This is a genomic window from Hippea sp. KM1, from assembly GCF_000526195.1.
Taxonomy (GTDB): Bacteria; Campylobacterota_A; Desulfurellia; order Desulfurellales; family Hippeaceae; genus Hippea.
Map to the genome: position 1 here is coordinate 796652 of NZ_JAFP01000001.1, position 18940 is coordinate 815591.

Below are 18940 nucleotides of genomic sequence, written 5' to 3' on the forward strand. Positions count from 1 at the left end.
AATCGTGAAAAATATACCAAAAACGGCCATCGGTTTCAAATTATATTAAAATTTTAACCTATAATTGCCTATCTTAACAATTCCTGGAATGTCTCTTTGTCTAAGGGCTTTGAGAAGAGGTATCCCTGAACGAAATCACAACCCATCTGCTTAAGGATCTCTAACTGCTGTTTTGTCTCGACACCCTCGGCGACGGTTTTTAGGTTGAACTGTTTGGCTATATCGATAATGAGCTTGACAAGCCCCATGTCTTTTTCGCTGTTTAGCATGCTCCTGATAAATGATATGTCTATCTTTATGATGTCTATAGGCAGCTCCTTGATGTATGTCAGCGATGAATAACCGGTGCCGAAGTCATCAACGGCTATCTTTATGCCTAAATCCCTTAGGCTTTCCATTATGACCTTTGTGTATTCGGCGTTCTCTAAAAACACCCTTTCTATGATCTCTATGGTCAGAAGGCTGCCGTCTGTATTGTATTCGGCCAGCGTTTCCTTTATGAAAGGCACAAGATAGTCCCTTTTGAAGCTTTTGGGTGATATGTTGACCGATATCGGTATCTTTTTCTTCAAGGAGGCCGCCGTTCTTATGGCTTCCCTTATTATGCGTTCCTCCACATCGACTATGAGATTGGAGTTTTCTAAAACATCTATGAATTCAAGCGGCGGTATGATTTTGCCGTTGTGAATCCATCTTAGGAGGCTTTCTGCCCCGGATATCGCCAATGTTTTAGTATCGTAATACGGTTGATAGAACAGTGTGAACTCGTTGTTGTTTAAGGCCTGTTGTAGTTGATTTCTCAGCTTTACCATCTTTACGGCCTTTTGTTGGGTTTTCTCTCTGAAGAAATCTATCTCGTTTTCTCCTGCCCGTTTGGCATTCATAAGCGCCGATTCTGCCTTTATGAGGAGTTCCTCGGCGTTTTCTCCATCCAGCGGGAAGAAGCTTGCCCCTATATAAAACGATGGTGTTATGGTGGTTGTGTTTAGCTTTATGGGCTTTGTTATCTCGTTTAGTATGTTGTTGAGTCTGATTAGTGCATCCTCCTCTGAGGGTAGGTTTTCTATCAAAACGGAGAACTTATCGCCCTCCAGCCTCCCTGCTGCATCGTTGTTTTTTAAAAGACTCGTTAGCCTTATGGCTGTTTGCTGTATGATGGCATCACCGCTTTTGTATCCATAAACTTGGTTTATGTATGAGCAGTTGTTTATGTCTATAATGGCCATGCAACAGATGGCGTTTTCCTTGTTTTGCTTGAGTATTGTATTTGATAGCTTGAGAAATTCGTCCTTTTTGGGTAAGTGCGTTAGGCTGTCGTATTTTGATAGGAAGATGAGTTTTGCCTGAAGCTCTTTTTCCTTTGTGATGTCTTTACCCACGGCGATATAGTATTGTATCTTGCCTTTTTCTTTATAGGGTATGATCGTTGTGTATCCCTCAACGAGCCTGCCGTCTTTTGTTCTGTATGTGAATATGTCGCTGAATATGTTTCCCTCTTTTAGTGTTTTGGCAAGCTTTATGAGAAACTCCCTATCGTGGGTTTTTGATGAAAAGACCGAATGTCTCTTGCCCATGATCTCCTTTAAAGAATATCCGTGCATCTTTAACGCTTCTTCGTTCATGTAAACAATCCTAAAGTATCTGTCCATTATGACGACATAGGAGAAGCCTGAATTTAGAGCGATGGATATGATTTTATTCCACTTCTTCTGCCTGATGCTGCTTAGGGCTGCTGATATATCATACTTCATTTGAACCAGAAGGTTGTAGGTATGCTTGTCTATGTTTAGGGGTGAGTCAAAGATGGCCACAAGAGCACCTATGGTTTTTGATTCTATGCTTACGGGTATGGCAAAACAGCTTTTTAGGTTGAACTGCTCTGCCATCTGCTTGAAGATCTCCGATATGTTGCCGTCGTCTTTTATGTTTTTGGATATCTTGATGTAATTCTTCTCTATTGCCCTTAAAAACGGTGGTTTTAACCCTCTTAGGTATTCGACCTCTTTGTTGTCTATGCCGCCTTTTAGGGTGTTTATGAACTGCTCAAAACTATCATTTTCAAAGGCTGCATGTGTTAGGATTATCCTGTTTTCATTAAGCACGATGGAAAATGAAACCGATGCCTTTAGGTTTTCAACCAATACGCCGCACAGCTTTGCAAGGACTTCTGCCTCCTCCTTTGCTTCTATCAATACCTCGTTGATCCTGTAAAGGGCCTTATACAGGCTGCTTAGCTGCTCGATCTTGGCCAGGTGTTTCTTTTTTATCGTGATGTCTTTAATGAATGCGACAAACTTGGTCTCATTGCCGTTTTTGTTTATAGGCACAAGGTTTAATTCAACCGGTACCCTCGTTGAGTCCTTCCTTGTGATATAGGCCTCGGTGCTGAATTTACCATTTTTCAAGGCCTCTTGTTTTGCCCTTAGGTTCTCTTCAGTGCATTCGTCTTTTCTGTCTGTTAAGAAGGAGGGTATCCTGCCCTTGATCTCCTCTGCTGTGTATCCGGTTATGCGTTCTGTGGCCTTGTTTATGTATTCTATCTTGCAGTCGTTGTTTGTTATTATAACACCTTCATCTATCTTGTTTAACACGCTTTCTATGAGGTTTAGGTAAAAATCCTTCTCTATCTTTTCAAGGGCAAACTCAAGATCGCACTTTAGCTCCTTTAGAAGCTCTAAATCCTCCCTCCTGAAGGCGTTTTTCTTATCCGAAAAGATTAAAAGCACATACTCTATGCGGTTGTGTTTCTTAATGGGTATGGCGCAGTTCGATAGGAAGTTGTATTTAAGCAGATCCTCTCTCCAGAACTCCATTATAGGATTGGTTTGCGTATCGGGGTTGATGATTATCTCATCCTTTTGAAAGGCCAGTGCTGCAGTGCCCTTTCCATAGGCCTTTTCCCCATCGACGGTGGCCATGACCCTATCAAAGAACTCCTTTGCCTTCCCTGAGTGGTATTGTATGTTAACCCTTTTATTCTCATCTATATGCGCAATTACGGCTGCCTGGTATCCAATATTTGCAAGAATAGAGCACACCTTCCTGAATAGGTTATCCTCTTTCGGCTCTTTTATGATTAGCTGATTGATGTCCTTTAGGGCTGTATAGATGCGCTTTAGGTTTTCCTCTTCCGTTTTGTCTATGCATATGACTATTCCCGTTGGCTTAAAATCCAAGAGTATGGTGTTTGTGTGTATGTTTAATTTTATGGCGTTGCCCGTTTTTGTGATGAGTTCTATATTGGTGTATGATGCTGAGAACTTCTGCCCGTTTAGCCTCTTTCTTGCATTTTCATAACATATTTCCCTGTATGGTTCTCTTATGAGCTCGCAGATATGGGTCTTTCTTAGCTCTTCTAATTCAAAGCCTGTAAGTTGCTTAAGCGCCTCGTTGGCAAATACTATGCGACCCTCTTCTTGATATAGCGCAATGCCTGCATTGCCTATGCTGTTGAGCAGCTCAAATACGAATTGCTCATTAAGCATTCCATCCCCCCTTGCGAAATTCTATTCCTATACAGCATGCCTTGTCAACCGTTAATGTTAAATATTACCGATAATGTTTAATTTCATATACATTTTACCTTTGAGGCTGTGGCATTTTATGCTATCCTTTTTGGCATGAGAACGGGTGTTGCGAATCTGCCCCTGCACGGTGGCAGGGCTCCGCGGTGGTTATTTGATAAGATGGTGGAGCTATCAAAGCAGCTTGTATATCTTTTGGTGCTTGAGTATTCGACCGATGGATTTTTAGAGAGGCTCTCCGATCCCTTCTGGTTTCAGTCTTTTGGCTGTCTGCTTGGTTTTGATTGGCATTCAAGCGGCCTTACCACAACCGTCTGCGGGGCTTTGAAGGTGGCGCTTAGGGATATGTCGAACGAGTTGGGTCTGTTTGTTGCAGGAGGCAAGGGTAAAGTGGCCCTTAATACGCCGCAGGAGATAGATACCGTCTCGGATAGGTTCTCATTAGACGGCGATAGGCTTAAGTATGCAAGCAGGATGGCTGCAAAGGTCGATAACGCCGCCGTGCAGGATGGCTATAGACTCTATCACCATGTTATGTTTTTTAGCAGGGATAACAAATGGTGCATTATACAGCAGGGGCTTAACGAAAAAAACTCATTTGCCAGGCGGTATCACTGGTTGTGGGATATAGAGGGGTTTACGCTAAAGCCCCATAGGGCCATATGTTCACCCACAAGGGAGAGGCTTGTTCTGGATTTAACGGCACAGGAGAGCCTAAGCACGCAGAACCACAGTGTTGAATTTGTGAATATGCCGCCAAATAGCATAGAGAGTGAACTTGAAAGGATAGCTTGCCTGAACATGCCCAGGCGGCATTACATAACCAAGATGGATTTTGATGTTAAAAGGCTTAAGAAAACCCTGCTTAAGGTCTCTTCTTCCTCGCCTGATACATTCGAGGGGCTTTTGGGTATTAAAGGAGTGGGCGAGAAGACATTGCGGGCGCTGAGCTTGATCTCTGAGGTGGTTTACGGCGATAAGCCGTCTTTTAAAGATCCAGCTCGATTTTCGTTTGCCCACGGCGGCAAGGACGGTCATCCCTATCCGGTTGATTTGAGGACATACTCAGAGAGCATAGAGACACTAAAAAGCATCGTATCCAAAGCCAGGATAGGCCATTACGATAAATTAAGGGCACTAAAGAGGCTAAACAGGCTGATTTAGCAATTTTTCTCTTGATAAACAGATTAATTTTTCTATAATATCCCTTCAAAGTTTAAGGGGGGAGTTTATTCTTAATCCATAACTCAAATTTTTAAGGAGGGGTGATGAAACTTACAGGGTCTCAAATTTTTATAGAAAGCCTTAAAAGGGAAGGCGTGGAATACCTATTTGGCATTCCCGGTGGAGCGATAATAGATTTGCATGATGAGTTGTATAAGCAGAACGATGTTAAGTTTGTTTTGACAAGGCATGAGCAGGCGGCTGTCCATATGGCAGACGGTTATGCAAGGGTTACGGGCAAACCGGGTGTTGTTTTGGTGACAAGCGGTCCTGGAGCAACCAATACCGTAACGGGTATTGCAACGGCTTACATGGATTCCATTCCACTGGTGGTTTTTACAGGTCAGGTACCGACGCATCTGATTGGCAATGATGCGTTTCAGGAGGCAGACATTGTTGGAATGACCCGCTCATGCACCAAATACAACTTTTTGGTTAAGGATGTTAAGGATCTGGCATACACCATAAAGAAGGCGTTTTATATAGCAACAACGGGCAGGCCTGGGCCTGTTTTGATCGATTTCCCCAAGGATGTTCAGGTTGCAACGACCAACTTTGAATATCCAGAGAGCGTCCATATAAGGGGATACAACCCCACATATCACGGCAATCCCAAGCAGATAAGGAAGGTGGTAAAGGCCATAGCGCAGGCCAAGAAGCCGCTTCTCTATGTGGGCGGTGGAGCCATCATGTCAGAGGCTCATGAGGAGATTTACAAGCTGGCCAAAAAGCTGCAGATACCCGTCTTTACAACGCTTATGGGTATAGGCGCATATCCTGAGGATGATGAATTGAGCTTGGGTATGGCCGGAATGCACGGCACATACAGGGCAAATATGGCCATTCAATACTGCGATCTTTTAATATCGGTTGGTGCGAGGTTTGATGATAGGGTTACGGGCAAGGTTAGTGAGTTTGCTCCTCATGCCAAGATCGTTCACATAGATATAGACCCGACCAGTATCAGTAAAAACATAAAGGTTGACTATCCGTTGGTGGGCGATGCCAAGCTGGTTCTGAAAGAGATGCTTCCGTTGTTTGATGAGTATTCCTCTGTTGATTGGAGAGAGGTTAGAAAGCCGTGGCTTGAGCAGATAGAGAAATGGAAGAGCGAACACAGACTTGCATACAACACAGAAACCGAGGAGATCTTGCCTCAATATGTCATAGAGTTGCTCGCAGAGATGACTAAGGATGACGATCCTATAATATCCACAGAGGTGGGTCAGCACCAGATGTGGGTTGCCCAGTTCTATACATTTAAAAAACCCAGAAGGCTTCTGACATCGGGCGGACTCGGCACGATGGGATATGGTTTTCCTGCTGGAATCGGTGCGACATTTGCAACCGATAAACCGGTCTATGTCTTTGCCGGTGATGGGTCTTTTCAGATGAACGAGCAGGAGCTTGCAACGATTGTGGCATACAACAAGCCGGTTAAGGTTATAATCTTGAACAACGGCTATCTGGGTATGGTCAGGCAGTGGCAGCAGCTGTTTTACGGCAGGAGGTATGCAAACACCGATATAGAGGTTCAGCCCGATTTTGTCAAGCTTGCAGAGAGCTATGGCATTAAGGCAAAGAGGATTAGAAAGAAGGAAGAGGTCGAGGATGCCCTTTTGGAGCTTAAAAACCACAACGGGCCGTATATCTTGGATGTTATCATAGCCAGGGAAGAGAATGTTTATCCGATGGTGCCTGCTGGAGCACCACTTAACAATATGCTATTAACTTAAAGGGGTGGGGCGATGAAGAGAATATTTTCCGTTATAGTTGAAAACCAATCCGGAGTGCTTTCAAGGATAGCAAACCTCTTTGCAGCAAGGGGTTATAACATAGAGTCCCTGACCGTTGCTCCTATCAATGAGAAGGGGCTTTCGAGGATGACCATAGTAACGGAAGGGGATGAGCAGATACTTGAGCAGATAGGCAAGCAACTGAACAAGCTTATAGATGTCATAAAGGTTATCGAATACGGTGATGAACCGTTTGTTGAGCGTGAGATGGCACTGATTAAGATGCATACAGATATGAGCAGCAGGGCAGAGGTCTTAAGGATAGTCGATATATTCAGGGGTAAGGTGGTTGATGTCTCCCATAACTCCTATACGATAGAGGTTACAGGGGATTCTGAGAAGATCGATGCCATCTTGAGCCTGCTTGAGCCTTTGGGCATAAAAGAGCTTGCAAGAACGGGAAAAGTGTCTATGATTAGAGAGAAGAAGAGATAAGGAGGAAGTGTAATGGCTTTGAATGTTTACTATGAAAAGGATGCAGATCTATCGCTGATAAAGTCCAAGAAGGTGGCTGTAATAGGATACGGTTCACAGGGTTATGCCCATTCAAATAACCTGAAGGATTCCGGATGCGATGTGGTTGTGGGCCTGAGGAAGGGTTCAAAGTCGTGGCAGAAGGCGGAAAAGGCCGGTTTAAGGGTTTTGCAGACCCACGAGGCGGCTGAATGGGCCGATGTCATTATGATTTTGGCACCGGATGAGTTGCAACCCGATATATACAAGGAGTCTATAGAGCCATACCTAAAGGATGGTGATACAATCGCCTTTGGTCACGGTTTCAATATCCACTTCGGCCAGATCGTCCCAAAACCGACGATAAATGTTATGATGATAGCACCCAAAGGCCCTGGACACCTTGTCAGGAGGGAGTATGAAAGGGGCATGGGTGTGCCGATGCTTATTGCCGTTGCTCAGGATTACTCCGGTAATACAAAGGAGTTGGCTCTAAGCTATGCAGCCGCCATAGGCGGTGCGAGGGCCGGTGTTATCGAGACCACATTCAAGGATGAGACAGAAACCGATCTATTCGGCGAGCAGACGGTTCTGTGCGGAGGCGTTACTGCTTTGGTCAAGGCCGGTTTTGAGACGCTTGTTGAGGCCGGATACCCGGAGGAGATGGCCTATTTTGAGACATTCCATGAGCTTAAGCTTATCGTCGATTTGATGTATGAAAGCGGTATTCAGGGCATGAGGTATTCTGTATCCAATACAGCCAAATACGGTGATATTACAAGGGGTCCGAGGGTTATAGACGACAGTGTAAAGCAGCGGATGAAGGAGATTTTGGCAGAGATACAGAACGGCAGCTTTGCCAGGGAGTGGGTGCTTGAAAACAAAAGCGGCAGGACGGTCTTTAATGCCCTGCTTGAGAAGGACAAAGACCATCCGATTGAGAAGGTTGGTCAGCGCTTAAGAAAGATGATGCCGTGGATTGAGGAGAATAAGGCCATTGATGAGTCTAAGAACTAAAGAGGGTGATGTTATAGCAAGGGAGGGCTATCCGTTTATCGCTTCCGGTATAGCCTCATCCCTGTTGTTCTATAAGATGGGCTTGAAGCCTTTGGCTGCTGCTGGTGCTCTGTTTGGGGGATTTAGCCTCTATTTTTTCAGAAACCCAAAGAGGCAGCCTCCTGTTTTGAAGAACGCATTGATAAGCGCTGCAGACGGTAAGGTGATTTTTATAGGCAATGCCTATGAGCGCTATTTTTTTAAAAAGGAAACAAAGCGCATAAGTGTGTTTATGTCTCTGTTTGATGTGCACATAAACAGGGCTCCAGCGGATGGGGTTGTTTTGGATACGGTTTACAACAAGGGTAAGTTTTTGCCTGCAAATGTGGATAAGGCATCAACGGATAATGAGCAGAATGCCTTTTTGATAGAGACCGCATGCGGCAAAAGGATAGTGCTTGTTCAGATTGCGGGTCTTGTGGCAAGAAGGATTGCTGTATACAAAAAACCCAAGGATGCCATAAAGAGGGGCGAGATTATAGGCCTTATACGGTTTGGCTCCAGGGTTGATATATACATCGAGGATGAGTTTGAAGAGGTTGTTTATTTATCGGAGAAGGTCAAGGCGGGTAAAACGGTTTTAGGGCTGTTCAAATGAGGCGCAATAAGGCTGTTTATATATTGCCAAATCTCTTTACAAGCATAAATCTGGCTGCCGGTTTTTATAGCATACTGCTTGCCCATTCGGGTAGGTATCTGCTTGCCGGATGGGTTATTATGTTTGCCGTTTTATTTGATAATTTAGACGGCAAGGTGGCCAGGCTTACACATACAGAAAGCCAGTTCGGTGTGGAGTATGATTCGTTAAGCGATCTTGTAAGCTTCGGTGTTGCACCGGCCTTTCTGATGTATGTGTTTGTTTTGAGGGATTTTGGGCGGTTGGGCATTATTGCATCTTTTCTGTTTTTGATATGTGGTGCATTAAGGCTTGCCCGCTTCAATGTGCAGACGACCCACAGGGATAGCTTTATAGGCCTGCCCATACCGGGTGGTGCAAGTGTTGTTGCCGCCTTTGTGCTGATATTTGTTAGATTTGGCATAAATTCGCATAAGTATAATGTGCTATTTCTTGTTGTGATGTATATATTGGCTTTTTTGATGATCAGCCCGCTGAAGTATAGGAGCATGAAGAAGGCGAGCACCAACAAGACCATATCCATCAGGGTTTTTGCCTTGATAGTGCTTGTAATTTCCCTTATGGTGTTTAAGCCGTATATATTCATACCCGCGGTTGCTATTGGGTATATGCTTTCTGGGCCTTTGGAGTATGCATATAAATTAATAAAACCAAAGAGGGGGGTGGCTTATGAGCAGGAAGATAATAATATTTGATACCACTTTAAGGGACGGTGAGCAATCGCCCGGCGCAAGCATGAATATACATGAGAAGGTGGCGATAGCCAAACAGCTTGAAAAACTCGGCGTGGATGTTATAGAGGCCGGTTTTGCTGCGGCAAGCCCGGGTGATATGGAGGCCATATCTGAGGTTTCAAAATCGCTGGAAAAACCGATAATAGCATCGCTTGCCAGGGCTGTTAAAAAAGACATTGAGGCTGCCGCAGAGGCTTTAAAAGACGCCAAAAGAAAGAGGATTCACACCTTTATAGCAACAAGCCCCATACATGTGGAGAAGAAGCTGGGCATGAGTTATGAGGCGGTGAAGGAGGCGGCGATAGATGCCGTAAAGTATGCAAGAAACTTTGCCGATGATGTGGAATTTTCCGCAGAGGATGCAACAAGGAGCGATTGGGACTATCTGTGCGAGATATTTGAGGAGGTAATCAAGGCGGGTGCAAGCACCATAAATATACCCGATACGGTTGGTTATACAACGCCTCAGGAGTATTATGATCTGATTAGCTATATACTAAACAAGGTGCCCAATATAGACAAGGCCGTTGTCAGTGTTCACTGCCACAACGATCTGGGTATGGCGGTTGCAAACTCCTTGTCTGCTGTATTGGCCGGCGCCAATCAGGTGGAGTGCACGATAAACGGCATAGGCGAGCGTGCTGGTAATGCGGCGCTGGAAGAGATTGTTATGGCCTTAAAGGTTAGGGCTGATTTCTATAAGGATTGCTATACCGATGTCAACACCAGGGAGATCTATACAACAAGCAGGCTGGTTAGCAAGCTGACTGGCTTGAAGGTTCAAAGGAATAAGGCCGTTGTTGGAAAGAACGCCTTTGCCCATGAGGCCGGTATCCATCAGGACGGCGTGATCAAGGAGAAGAGCACCTATGAGATAATGAAGCCTGAGGATGTGGGCATAGATACAAGCAAACTCGTTTTGGGTAAGCACTCAGGAAGACACGGGCTTGAGGAGAGGCTTAAGGAGCTTGGGTATAGCTTAAACAAGGAGCAGATTGATGAGTTGTTTGTTGAGTTTAAGAAGCTTGCCGATAAGAAGAAGGAGATCTATGATGAGGATCTAATAGCCCTCGTTGAGGATAAATTCAAGCTTACGCCGCAAGTGTATGAGCTTGTATCGCTGCAGGTTGTTGCCGGCAATGCTGCATCACCCACAGCAACGCTCAAGCTTGTAAAGAACGGTGAGGAGTTTGAGGATGCAGCATTGGGTGATGGCCCTGTTGATGCCACATTCAAGGCGCTTGAGAGGATCACTTATGTTAAGGGCAGGCTGATTAGCTATGACATACAGGCCTTAACGGAGGGTAAGGACGCTATCGGAGAGGTTGTTGTTAAGGTTTACTTCCCCAGCATCGATACGACCATAATCGGAAGGGGTACATCAACAGACATCATAGAGGCCTCAGCCAAGGCCTATCTGGATGCAATAAATAAGGCTTTGATGAGAATGTAAGATGCCGGAAGATAAAATAGTATCCTGCAGTGTGTGTGCATGGAGGGCAACATGCGCCAAGAGGTTTTCCTCGGGCGATAGCGTTGCCCTCCACTGCCCCGATTTTACATACGATATTACCTTGAAGGAGAAAGAGGAGAAGGATGATAACGCCAGAGGCGAGAAAGACGATTCTAAGCAAGGCTCTTGAGATTGCAAAAAGCCTGCAGAAGATGACGCTTATTGCCTATTACCAGGATATTGCCGATTATTTAGAGGAAGATGAGCTGTTTGCCGCTGAAAACGGTGTGAAGAAGATCATAGTGATGAAAGAGGATGAGTATGAGGAAAACAGCGACATAGTTGAGCATATAGAGGGTATAGGTCAGATAATCAAGGTTCCGTCCATAAGTTTCAATAGGGTCAACAAAATCAAGATTGCATTGATGATGTGCACATCCTCTGGCATACTCTCAAAAGAGGACGATGTTATAGCCCTATCAGGCACCTCAGGCGGTGTGGATACGCTTATGTTTATAGATATATCGAAGGAGAAGGAACTGTTGAGCTTTAAAGGGGATATAGACCTTGAAAAGTCCGTAAAGCCTGAGGTATTTGAGAGGGTCTTGAGGATTGCCCTTGAGCTTGCCAATCAGGGTAGGGAGGGCAAAAGCGTTGGGGCGATATTTGTCTTGGGCGATAAGGAGAAGGTGCTTGAGAATGTTAAGCAGATGATCTTTAATCCATTTAAAGGGTATGACCCGGATGAGAGGAATATACTAAAGGCCAACCTTGACGATACATTAAAAGAATATAGTTTACTTGATGGTGCTATTGTGATAGATTGTAATGGCGTTGTGGAGACTGCTGGTGCTTATATCTCTGTATCTGCATCGCCTGAGGATCTGCCCAAGGGGTTGGGTGCAAGGCATATAGCAGCAGCCTCTATAACAGCCGTAACCAACGCAGTTAGCATAGTGGTATCGGAATCGACAGGTGATGTTACGATCTTCAGGAACGGTTCTATAATAACAAGGATTGAAAAGGTGAGCTGATGGTAATATTGGATGGTAAGGCGTTATCCAAAAAGATAAAGGAGAACATAAAAGAGGAAGTCAGGCTGCTTAAGGAAAAGGGCATTATACCCGGTCTGGCCGTGATATTGGTGGGTGATAATCCGGCAAGCCAGGTTTATGTCAACATGAAGACAAAGGCCTGCGAGGAGGTGGGTATATACTCGATCAACCACAGGATGCCGGCCGAGATTACAGAAAAGGAACTCATTGATGTTATAAAGATGCTCAACGATAACCCGATGGTTCACGGCATATTAGTCCAATTGCCGCTTCCCAAACACATCAGGGAGGAGCGCATAATAGAGGCTATAGATTACACCAAGGATGTGGACGGTTTTCATCCGTATAATATGGGGAGGTTGGCCAGGGGTAATCCACTCTTTAGCTCATGCACGCCCCTTGGAATAATGAAGATGTTTGAGGAATACCACATAGACCTTGAGGGTAAGGATGTGGTAATGGTGGGGGCTGGAAACATAACGGGGAAGCCCATGGCCTTGATGTTGCTTAATGCCAATGCCACCGTTGAGGTGTGTCATATCTATACAAAGGATTTAAAGGAGAAAACCAGGCAGGCCGACATAGTCATATCGGCCGTGGGTAAACCATCGTTGATTACGGAGGATATGGTAAAAGAGGGTGCTATTGTCATAGATGTGGGCATAAGCAGGGTTAATGGGAAGGTTGTCGGTGATGTGGATTTTGAGAATGTCTCCAAAAAGGCCTCCTATATAACCCCTGTGCCCGGCGGTGTTGGCCCTATGACCATAGCCATGCTGCTTTACAACACCCTTCTGTCGGTTAAGTTAAAAGAAAAATAATTTTTGTTGCAAAATTACTAATAAAAGGTGCAAACCATGCTGAGCGATGAACTGAAAGAGGATATTTTTGTGGTTGTTGAATCCTTAGGGTTTAGTGTTTATGACATAGAGGTTAGCCAGAAGAAGCTGACAATTTACATAGATAAGCCCGGCGGTGTTTCTATAGACGACTGCGAACTTGCAAGCAGGAATATATCAGCCCTATTGGATGTGAAGGATCCATTTAGCAATAGTTATGTTCTTGAGGTTTCAAGCCCGGGTATAAACAGGAAACTTAAGACCAGAGAGCATTTTGATGCGGCAAGGGGCAAAAGGTGCCTTGTGCATACCCATTTTCCTGTGAATGATTCAAAGATGTTCAAGGGCGTACTAACAGAATGCGATGATGAGGGTATTGTTATAGGTGGAGTGAGGATTGAATTTGATAACATAAAAAAGGCGAGGATCGATGAGATTTAGGAGGTAAGTGGTGAGCGAGATACTGCAGATAGCAAAGAAGATATCCGAAGAACACGAAATAGAGTTGAGCAAGGTCGTTGAATACTTGGCTGAGGCTTTAAAGATAGCCATACAGAAGAAGTATGGGGATGAGGCGGATGTCAGGATAGAAACGGATGTGGATAATGAGATATTTGATGTTTATGTTAAGAAGAAGGTCACAGAAAGGCCTATGCTCGATAGCCAGATAAGCATAGAGGAGGCAAGAAAGATAAAGCCGGATGTAAAGCCGGGTGAGTATGTTGAGGAAAAGGTCGATGCAAAGAGTTTGGGAAGGATAGCCGTAACGACGATAAAGAATGTAATAACGAAGCTTTTGAGGGATATTGAGAAACATAAGGCGTATGAGGAGTATAAGGAATACATAGGCAAGATCATAGTGGGAGAGGTCTGGAGCATAGGGGCTAATAACAATGTTATCATAGATTTTAAAAACGCCATTGGAATCCTGCCCAAAAGGGAGCAGGGCATCAACGATAAATATGTGGTTGGTGAGCATATTAAGGCCTATGTTTTGGATGTAATTGAGGAGCCTAAACAGGTTAAGCTGATACTCTCAAGAACCCATCCAGGCTTTGTTAAGGAGCTATTCAAGAAAGAGGTGCCTGAGGTTAGGGAGGGCAGCGTTGAGATCAAGGCTGTGGCCAGGGAGCCTTCAAGGAGGACGAAGGTTGCCGTCTATTCGAAAGACTCCCGAATAGACCCGATAGGCACCTGCGTCGGCTCAAAGGGTGTCAGGATAGCCGCTATCGTTAGGGAATTGGGCGATGAAAAGATAGATGTAATAAAGTGGAGTGCAGATCCGTCTATCTATATCAGGAACGCCATGTCGCCTGCAAAGGTCATATCGGTTGAGATTGACGAGGAGCTTAAGAAGGCTAAGGTTTATGTGGATGATGCTGAATACTCAATGGCAATAGGTAAGGGTGGCGTTAACGCAAAGTTGGCGGCCAAACTTACAGGATACAATATAGATATAGCCAAGATTTCAGAGAGAGAGGATAGCAGCGATGGCGATGCCACCTTAGAGGATGGAGGTAATCAATGAAGAAGATAAGGGTTTATGAGATAGCAAGAAGGCTGAATACCAAGAGTAATATTGTAATAAAGAAACTCAACGATATGGGTATTGAGGTAAAGAGCAACTTCAGCGGTGTGGAAGAGGATAAGGCGGAGAAGTTTATTGAGGAGTGGAATAAGGCAAGAAAAGAGGCCATAAAGGAGCTCAAATCGAAGAAGAAAGAGGATAAGAAGAAAAAGAAGAAAGAGGAGCAAACAAAGCAGGAGCAGCCTAAATCCAGGCCACATAAGAAGAAAGAGGAGAAGTTCAAGAAGAAGGAATTTATAGAGGATGTGCTCCCTCAGAAGTTCAAAAAGAGAAAGAAATATAAAAAGACGACAAAGGAAGAAGAGCCCAAAGAGGAGTCCAACGAGATTGAATTCCGCAAGGGCATGACGGTCTTTGAGTTTGCAAACGAGCTTGGCGTCGATTTTTCTGAGGTTCTATCCAAGCTGTTTGAACTTGGGATTTTAGCCAGAAAGAACGACATTATTGAAGAGGATGCGGCAAAACTCATAGCCGAGGAGTATGGCTTTGAGCTTAAGGAAGAGGCCGCCTCCAGCGAGCTTGAAGAGGAGTTGTTAGAGATTGAGGATAGGCCTGAGGATTTAAAGGAGAGGCCCCCGATAGTCACCGTTATGGGCCATGTCGATCACGGAAAGACCTCCATTCTTGATGCCATAAAGAAGACGAATATTGCAGCAAGGGAAGCCGGTGGTATAACGCAGCATATAGCCGCCTATTCTGTAAAAGTTGACGGCAGGTTCATAACATTCTTGGATACGCCGGGGCATGAGGCATTCACCGAGATGAGGGCAAGGGGAGCCCAGATCACCGACATAGTTGTATTGGTGGTTGCAGCCGATGACGGTGTTATGCCGCAGACCGTTGAGGCTATAAACCACGCAAAGGCTGCAGGTGTGCCTATAGTGGTTGCCGTCAACAAGATAGATAAACCCAATGCAAACCCCGAAAGGGTAAAGCAGGAGCTTTCCAATTACGGCGTTGTGCCTGAGGAGTGGGGCGGCAACAACCTCTTTGTCAATGTCAGCGCCAAAAAGAGGATAGGCATTGATGAGCTGCTTGAGGCGATTCTATTGCAGGCTGAGATGATGGAGCTTAAGGCCAATCCAGACAAGAGGGCAAAGGCTGTTGTGGTTGAGGCCAAATTGGATAAGAACAGGGGGCCTGTGGCAACGGTTGTTGTAAAGGAAGGGACGCTAAGGCAATCCGATGCGTTCATCGTCGGTGTCCAATACGGTAAGGTCAGGGCTCTTATAGATGATAAGGGTAAAAAAGTCAAAGAGGTTGGCCCGTCGTTTGCGGCTGAGATTTTGGGTCTTCACGGTGTTCCAGAACCGGGCGATACTTTGATCGTTGTAAGCGATGAGAAGAAGGCTAAAGAGATCGCCGAAAAGAGACAGGAAGAGCTCAAGCAGACCATGCTGTCTCAGAAGACGGTAAGCCTTGAGAATATATTTGAGCAGATAGAGGGTGGAGAGATCAAGGAGCTTCCCATCATCCTCAAAACCGATGTGTATGGCTCTGTTGAGGCTATAACCAATGCATTATCCAAGCTCTCAACAGAAGAAGTCACGGTTAAGGTTATACATTCAGCCGTTGGAGCCATAACCAAGACCGACATCAACTTGGCCAAGGCCTCAGGTGCTATAGTGATAGGGTTTAATGTCAGGCCGACCCAGGAGGCGTTAAAGCTTGCCAGTGATCTGAAGGTTGAGGTTAGAACCTATAAGGTTATCTATGAGATAGTCGATGATGTTAAGAAATCCCTCTCCGGTCTGTTATCGCCTGAAGAAAAAGAGGAGATCCTTGGAAGGGTTGAGGTTAGACAGACCTTTAAGGTGCCAAAGGTCGGTGTCGTGGCCGGCTGCTATGTGACATACGGCAAGATAGCAAGGAATGCGAAGGTTAGGGTGTTAAGGGACGGTGTCATCATCCACGAGGGCGATATATCGTCGCTTAAGAGGTTTAAGGATGATGTCAGTGAGGTTCAGCAGGGGTATGAGTGCGGCGTTGGCATTGAGGGCTTTAACGACATAAAAGAGGGTGATGTTATAGAGGTTTATCAGATAGTCAAGGTTCAAAGGGAGCTGTGATTGTAGGTATAATGGAAGTGGACTTCAGGATAGATAGGAGTTTTTCGCTAAAGGAGAAGAGGCGACTAATTAGAAGCCTTATTGAGAAAACGAAAAACAACTTCAATGCATCTGTTGCCGAAGTTGACAACAACGATGTGTTGAATATGGCGACTATAGGTGTTGCGGTTGTCAGTAATAGCTCTAAGTTTGTGGATGCCGTATTCAATAAGATGCTGGATTTTTGGGAGTATGGTTTTGACTGTGAAATAATAGATGTCAGAAGGGAAGTGCTATGATCGGCAAAAATAGCGGCTTCAAGAGAAAGGATAGGGTTGCAAGCCAGATTAAAAAGGCCATCTCTGAGATACTTGAGTTCGAAAGCGGCAACGAAAAATTGAGGAGCATAACGCTTACAGATGTGGAGATGACAGACGATTTGAGGCTTGCAAAGATTTTTGTCAGCTCTAACTTAAGCAGCATGACGCAGAAGGACACATTGGCGGTTTTGGAGAATGCCAAGGGTTTCATTAAAAGGAGTTTGGCTTTGAAGGTCAGGCTTAAATACATGCCCAAGATCGTTTTTGAGTATGATGATTCCATTGATTACGGTTTTAGAATTGATGCTATCTTGAAACAGATAAAAGAGGAAGAAGATGGAGATAAAAAAGAAGATCGGTCAGATATTGAAGGATAGGGATTCTTTTTTGATTGTATCGCATAAAAATCCGGATGGTGATGCCATAGGCTCATCGCTTGCCCTCTATAGTGTGCTTAAGGAGATGGGCAAGGAGGTGTATGTGGAGAATCCAACAAAACCGGCATACACCTATGATTTCTTGAAGGATTATAGGGTTATAGAGTCGATCAGTAATTGTAAGGATGTTGAGGTGGTAATCAGCGTCGATACAGCGGAGTTATCCCGCTGCGGATTGGATAGGGATTATTTAAAGGGTAAGCTCTTTATAAACATAGACCACCATAAAACCAACCCGGGGTTTGGGGATATAAACCTGATTGAGCCCGATGCCTCGGCGGTTGGTTGTATTATTTGGGATATATTTACGGTGTCGGGTATACCCATATCGAAGACAACGGCTGAGTATCTCTATTTGAGCATATTGACCGATACAGGCTCGTTCAGGTATTCATCAACGAGTCCAAAGACATTCAGGATAGCTGCAGACCTTTTGGAGAGGGGCGTTGAACCATGGTTTATTTCATCCAACATCTATGAATCTGAAAAGCCCGAGACATTCAAGCTTTTGAGCCTGGTTTTGGATACGCTTGAGCTGTTTTACAACGGCAGGCTGGCTTTAGTCTATGTAACGAAGGAGATGTTTGAGAAAACCAACACAAATGCCGATAATACCGAGGGTTTTGTGAATTATGCACGCAGCATTAGGGGTGTTGAGGTTGGCGTTTTGTTGAGGGAGGATGAGCCTAATAGGTTTAAGATAAGCATAAGGTCTAAGGGTAATGTGGATGTCAGTGAGGTTGCCGGGCATTTCAACGGCGGTGGGCATAAGAACGCAGCAGGCGGTATGATAGAGGCAAGCCTAAACGATGCAAAGAGAAGAATAATAGAGGCGTTTTCTTTCCTTGAAAATGGAAAATAGTATAATACTTGTTGATAAACCCGGTGGTTTGACATCGTTTGATGTCATAAGGAAGCTCAGAAAGATAACGGGTATAAAGAAGATTGGCCATGCGGGCGTTTTGGATAAGATGGCAAGCGGTCTTCTTGTGTGTGCCACGAATAAGGCGACAAAGCTTTTGAGCCTGTTCGAGGATGGTTATAAGGTTTATATCGCTGAGTTTAGCTTTGGTATAAAAAGCGACACATACGACATCTGGGGCAATATTATTGAGAATAATGAGGCGGTTGAGGTTGAATACGATAGGTTAAAGGTCGTAATGTCTGATTTCATAGGAAAGATAAAGCAAACCCCTCCGCCATTCTCCAATGTTAGGGTCAGGGGTAAGAGGCTATACAGGTATGCCTTAAAGGGAGAGGTTGTGCAGCCTAAAGAGAGGGATGTTCACATATACGCCATGGAGATATTGTCTTTTTCTAAGAACAAGGCTGTTTTTAAGATTACCTGTTCAAAGGGCACATATATAAGGTCTTTGGCGCATGATATAGGTGAGCGTCTCGGTGTTGGGGGCGTTGTCAGTAATCTAAGAAGGGTGTATATCCACCCCTTTAGTGTGGATGATGCGGGCGATATATCCAATCCTAAGATATTGTCTGTATCTGAAGCCTTATCGTTTATACCACAGATCGTTGTTGAGTTGAATGCCGTAAAAAAGATAAGCAACGGTGTGCCTATCTGCAAGATATTGAGGTGTTTTGAATTAAAGGATAGATTTTACCGCATTGTTGGTCCTTCGGATGAAACCCTGGCTTTAATAGAAAGAAGCGGGGGTAATTACCTCTATAGAGCGATATTTACTTAAGTTAATTTCAAAAACTTGTTTGATAATTACCTATTGACTTTACGACCATAAGGGATTATTGTAAATAAAAAAG

Annotated in this window: 18 protein-coding genes; 17 read left to right on the forward strand and 1 reads right to left on the reverse strand. The window is 44.6% G+C overall.

Going from position 1 to position 18940, the window contains the following annotated elements; translation table 11 throughout:
• Nucleotides 1–68: 68 nt before the first annotated feature.
• Nucleotides 69–3485 carry a bifunctional diguanylate cyclase/phosphodiesterase gene (locus tag D891_RS0104070; RefSeq protein WP_025209755.1) on the reverse strand — a complete coding sequence of 1139 codons (3417 nt, stop codon included), beginning with the start codon at nt 3483–3485 and terminating at the stop codon, nt 69–71.
• Between the two features lie 156 nt (nt 3486–3641).
• Here D891_RS0104070 and D891_RS0104075 point away from each other — a divergent pair, with 156 nt between their 5' ends.
• The 17 genes from D891_RS0104075 (at nt 3642) to truB (ending at nt 18867) form a co-directional block, all read left to right on the forward strand.
• Nucleotides 3642–4688, forward strand: coding sequence for a DUF763 domain-containing protein (locus D891_RS0104075; RefSeq protein ID WP_442905302.1), 1047 nt, complete (start codon nt 3642–3644; stop codon nt 4686–4688).
• A 104-nt stretch (nt 4689–4792) separates the two neighbouring features.
• Entirely contained in the window at nt 4793–6484 is a 1692-nt protein-coding gene (gene ilvB / locus D891_RS0104080; RefSeq protein ID WP_025209757.1) for a biosynthetic-type acetolactate synthase large subunit, read from the forward strand.
• Nucleotides 6485–6496: 12 nt separating this feature from the next.
• Complete coding sequence (gene ilvN / locus D891_RS0104085) at nt 6497–6979, forward strand: acetolactate synthase small subunit (RefSeq protein WP_025209759.1); 483 nt, start codon at nt 6497–6499, stop codon at nt 6977–6979.
• An 18-nt stretch (nt 6980–6997) separates the two neighbouring features.
• Complete coding sequence (ilvC, locus tag D891_RS0104090; protein WP_025209760.1) at nt 6998–8014, forward strand: ketol-acid reductoisomerase; 1017 nt, start codon at nt 6998–7000, stop codon at nt 8012–8014.
• Entirely contained in the window at nt 7998–8651 is a 654-nt protein-coding gene (locus D891_RS0104095) for a phosphatidylserine decarboxylase family protein (protein WP_025209761.1), read from the forward strand. Before ilvC ends, D891_RS0104095 begins: the two co-directional genes overlap by 17 nt.
• Nucleotides 8648–9385: a CDP-diacylglycerol--serine O-phosphatidyltransferase gene (pssA, locus tag D891_RS0104100; RefSeq protein WP_025209762.1), complete on the forward strand. Its 738-nt coding sequence runs from the start codon at nt 8648–8650 to the stop codon at nt 9383–9385. The genes D891_RS0104095 and pssA overlap by 4 nt, the downstream gene beginning before the upstream one ends.
• Nucleotides 9360–10877: a 2-isopropylmalate synthase gene (locus tag D891_RS0104105; RefSeq protein ID WP_025209763.1), complete on the forward strand. Its 1518-nt coding sequence runs from the start codon at nt 9360–9362 to the stop codon at nt 10875–10877. Before pssA ends, D891_RS0104105 begins: the two co-directional genes overlap by 26 nt.
• A gap of 1 nt (nt 10878) precedes the next feature.
• Nucleotides 10879–11067, forward strand: a complete 189-nt coding sequence (locus D891_RS0104110) for a hypothetical protein (RefSeq protein ID WP_025209764.1) — start codon at nt 10879–10881, stop codon at nt 11065–11067.
• Nucleotides 11021–11911, forward strand: a complete 891-nt coding sequence (locus tag D891_RS0104115) for a DNA integrity scanning protein DisA nucleotide-binding domain protein (protein ID WP_025209765.1) — start codon at nt 11021–11023, stop codon at nt 11909–11911. Before D891_RS0104110 ends, D891_RS0104115 begins: the two co-directional genes overlap by 47 nt.
• A complete protein-coding gene (gene folD, locus D891_RS0104120; protein WP_025209766.1) occupies nt 11911–12753 on the forward strand; it encodes a bifunctional methylenetetrahydrofolate dehydrogenase/methenyltetrahydrofolate cyclohydrolase FolD in 843 nt (280 codons plus the stop codon). Before D891_RS0104115 ends, folD begins: the two co-directional genes overlap by 1 nt.
• A gap of 36 nt (nt 12754–12789) precedes the next feature.
• Entirely contained in the window at nt 12790–13212 is a 423-nt protein-coding gene (gene rimP, locus D891_RS0104125; protein WP_025209767.1) for a ribosome maturation factor RimP, read from the forward strand.
• A 10-nt stretch (nt 13213–13222) separates the two neighbouring features.
• Nucleotides 13223–14299 (forward strand): transcription termination factor NusA, encoded by a 1077-nt coding sequence (nusA, locus tag D891_RS0104130; protein ID WP_051453556.1) that lies wholly within the window; start codon nt 13223–13225, stop codon nt 14297–14299.
• On the forward strand, nt 14296–16428 hold the full coding sequence (gene infB / locus D891_RS0104135; protein WP_025209769.1) for a translation initiation factor IF-2: 2133 nt from the start codon (nt 14296–14298) through the stop codon (nt 16426–16428). The genes nusA and infB overlap by 4 nt, the downstream gene beginning before the upstream one ends.
• Nucleotides 16425–16706 (forward strand): DUF503 domain-containing protein, encoded by a 282-nt coding sequence (locus D891_RS0104140; protein WP_025209770.1) that lies wholly within the window; start codon nt 16425–16427, stop codon nt 16704–16706. The genes infB and D891_RS0104140 overlap by 4 nt, the downstream gene beginning before the upstream one ends.
• Nucleotides 16703–17104, forward strand: a complete 402-nt coding sequence (rbfA, locus tag D891_RS0104145; protein ID WP_025209771.1) for a 30S ribosome-binding factor RbfA — start codon at nt 16703–16705, stop codon at nt 17102–17104. The genes D891_RS0104140 and rbfA overlap by 4 nt, the downstream gene beginning before the upstream one ends.
• Entirely contained in the window at nt 17064–18026 is a 963-nt protein-coding gene (locus D891_RS0104150; RefSeq protein WP_051453557.1) for a DHH family phosphoesterase, read from the forward strand. The genes rbfA and D891_RS0104150 overlap by 41 nt, the downstream gene beginning before the upstream one ends.
• A complete protein-coding gene (truB, locus tag D891_RS0104155) occupies nt 18016–18867 on the forward strand; it encodes a tRNA pseudouridine(55) synthase TruB (protein WP_025209773.1) in 852 nt (283 codons plus the stop codon). Before D891_RS0104150 ends, truB begins: the two co-directional genes overlap by 11 nt.
• The last annotated feature ends 73 nt before the right edge of the window (nt 18868–18940 follow it).

Coding starts and splice junctions, on each gene's coding strand:
- D891_RS0104105 (WP_025209763.1), top strand. CDS start 9,360: ATGAGCAGGAAGATAATAATATTTGATACCACTTTAAGGGACGGTGAG.
- ilvB (WP_025209757.1), top strand. CDS start 4,793: ATGAAACTTACAGGGTCTCAAATTTTTATAGAAAGCCTTAAAAGGGAA.
- pssA (WP_025209762.1), top strand. CDS start 8,648: ATGAGGCGCAATAAGGCTGTTTATATATTGCCAAATCTCTTTACAAGC.
- D891_RS0104070 (WP_025209755.1), bottom strand. CDS start 3,485: ATGCTTAATGAGCAATTCGTATTTGAGCTGCTCAACAGCATAGGCAAT.
- truB (WP_025209773.1), top strand. CDS start 18,016: ATGGAAAATAGTATAATACTTGTTGATAAACCCGGTGGTTTGACATCG.
- ilvN (WP_025209759.1), top strand. CDS start 6,497: ATGAAGAGAATATTTTCCGTTATAGTTGAAAACCAATCCGGAGTGCTT.
- rbfA (WP_025209771.1), top strand. CDS start 16,703: ATGATCGGCAAAAATAGCGGCTTCAAGAGAAAGGATAGGGTTGCAAGC.
- folD (WP_025209766.1), top strand. CDS start 11,911: ATGGTAATATTGGATGGTAAGGCGTTATCCAAAAAGATAAAGGAGAAC.
- D891_RS0104115 (WP_025209765.1), top strand. CDS start 11,021: ATGATAACGCCAGAGGCGAGAAAGACGATTCTAAGCAAGGCTCTTGAG.
- rimP (WP_025209767.1), top strand. CDS start 12,790: ATGCTGAGCGATGAACTGAAAGAGGATATTTTTGTGGTTGTTGAATCC.
- D891_RS0104110 (WP_025209764.1), top strand. CDS start 10,879: ATGCCGGAAGATAAAATAGTATCCTGCAGTGTGTGTGCATGGAGGGCA.
- infB (WP_025209769.1), top strand. CDS start 14,296: ATGAAGAAGATAAGGGTTTATGAGATAGCAAGAAGGCTGAATACCAAG.
- D891_RS0104150 (WP_051453557.1), top strand. CDS start 17,064: ATGGAGATAAAAAAGAAGATCGGTCAGATATTGAAGGATAGGGATTCT.
- D891_RS0104095 (WP_025209761.1), top strand. CDS start 7,998: ATGAGTCTAAGAACTAAAGAGGGTGATGTTATAGCAAGGGAGGGCTAT.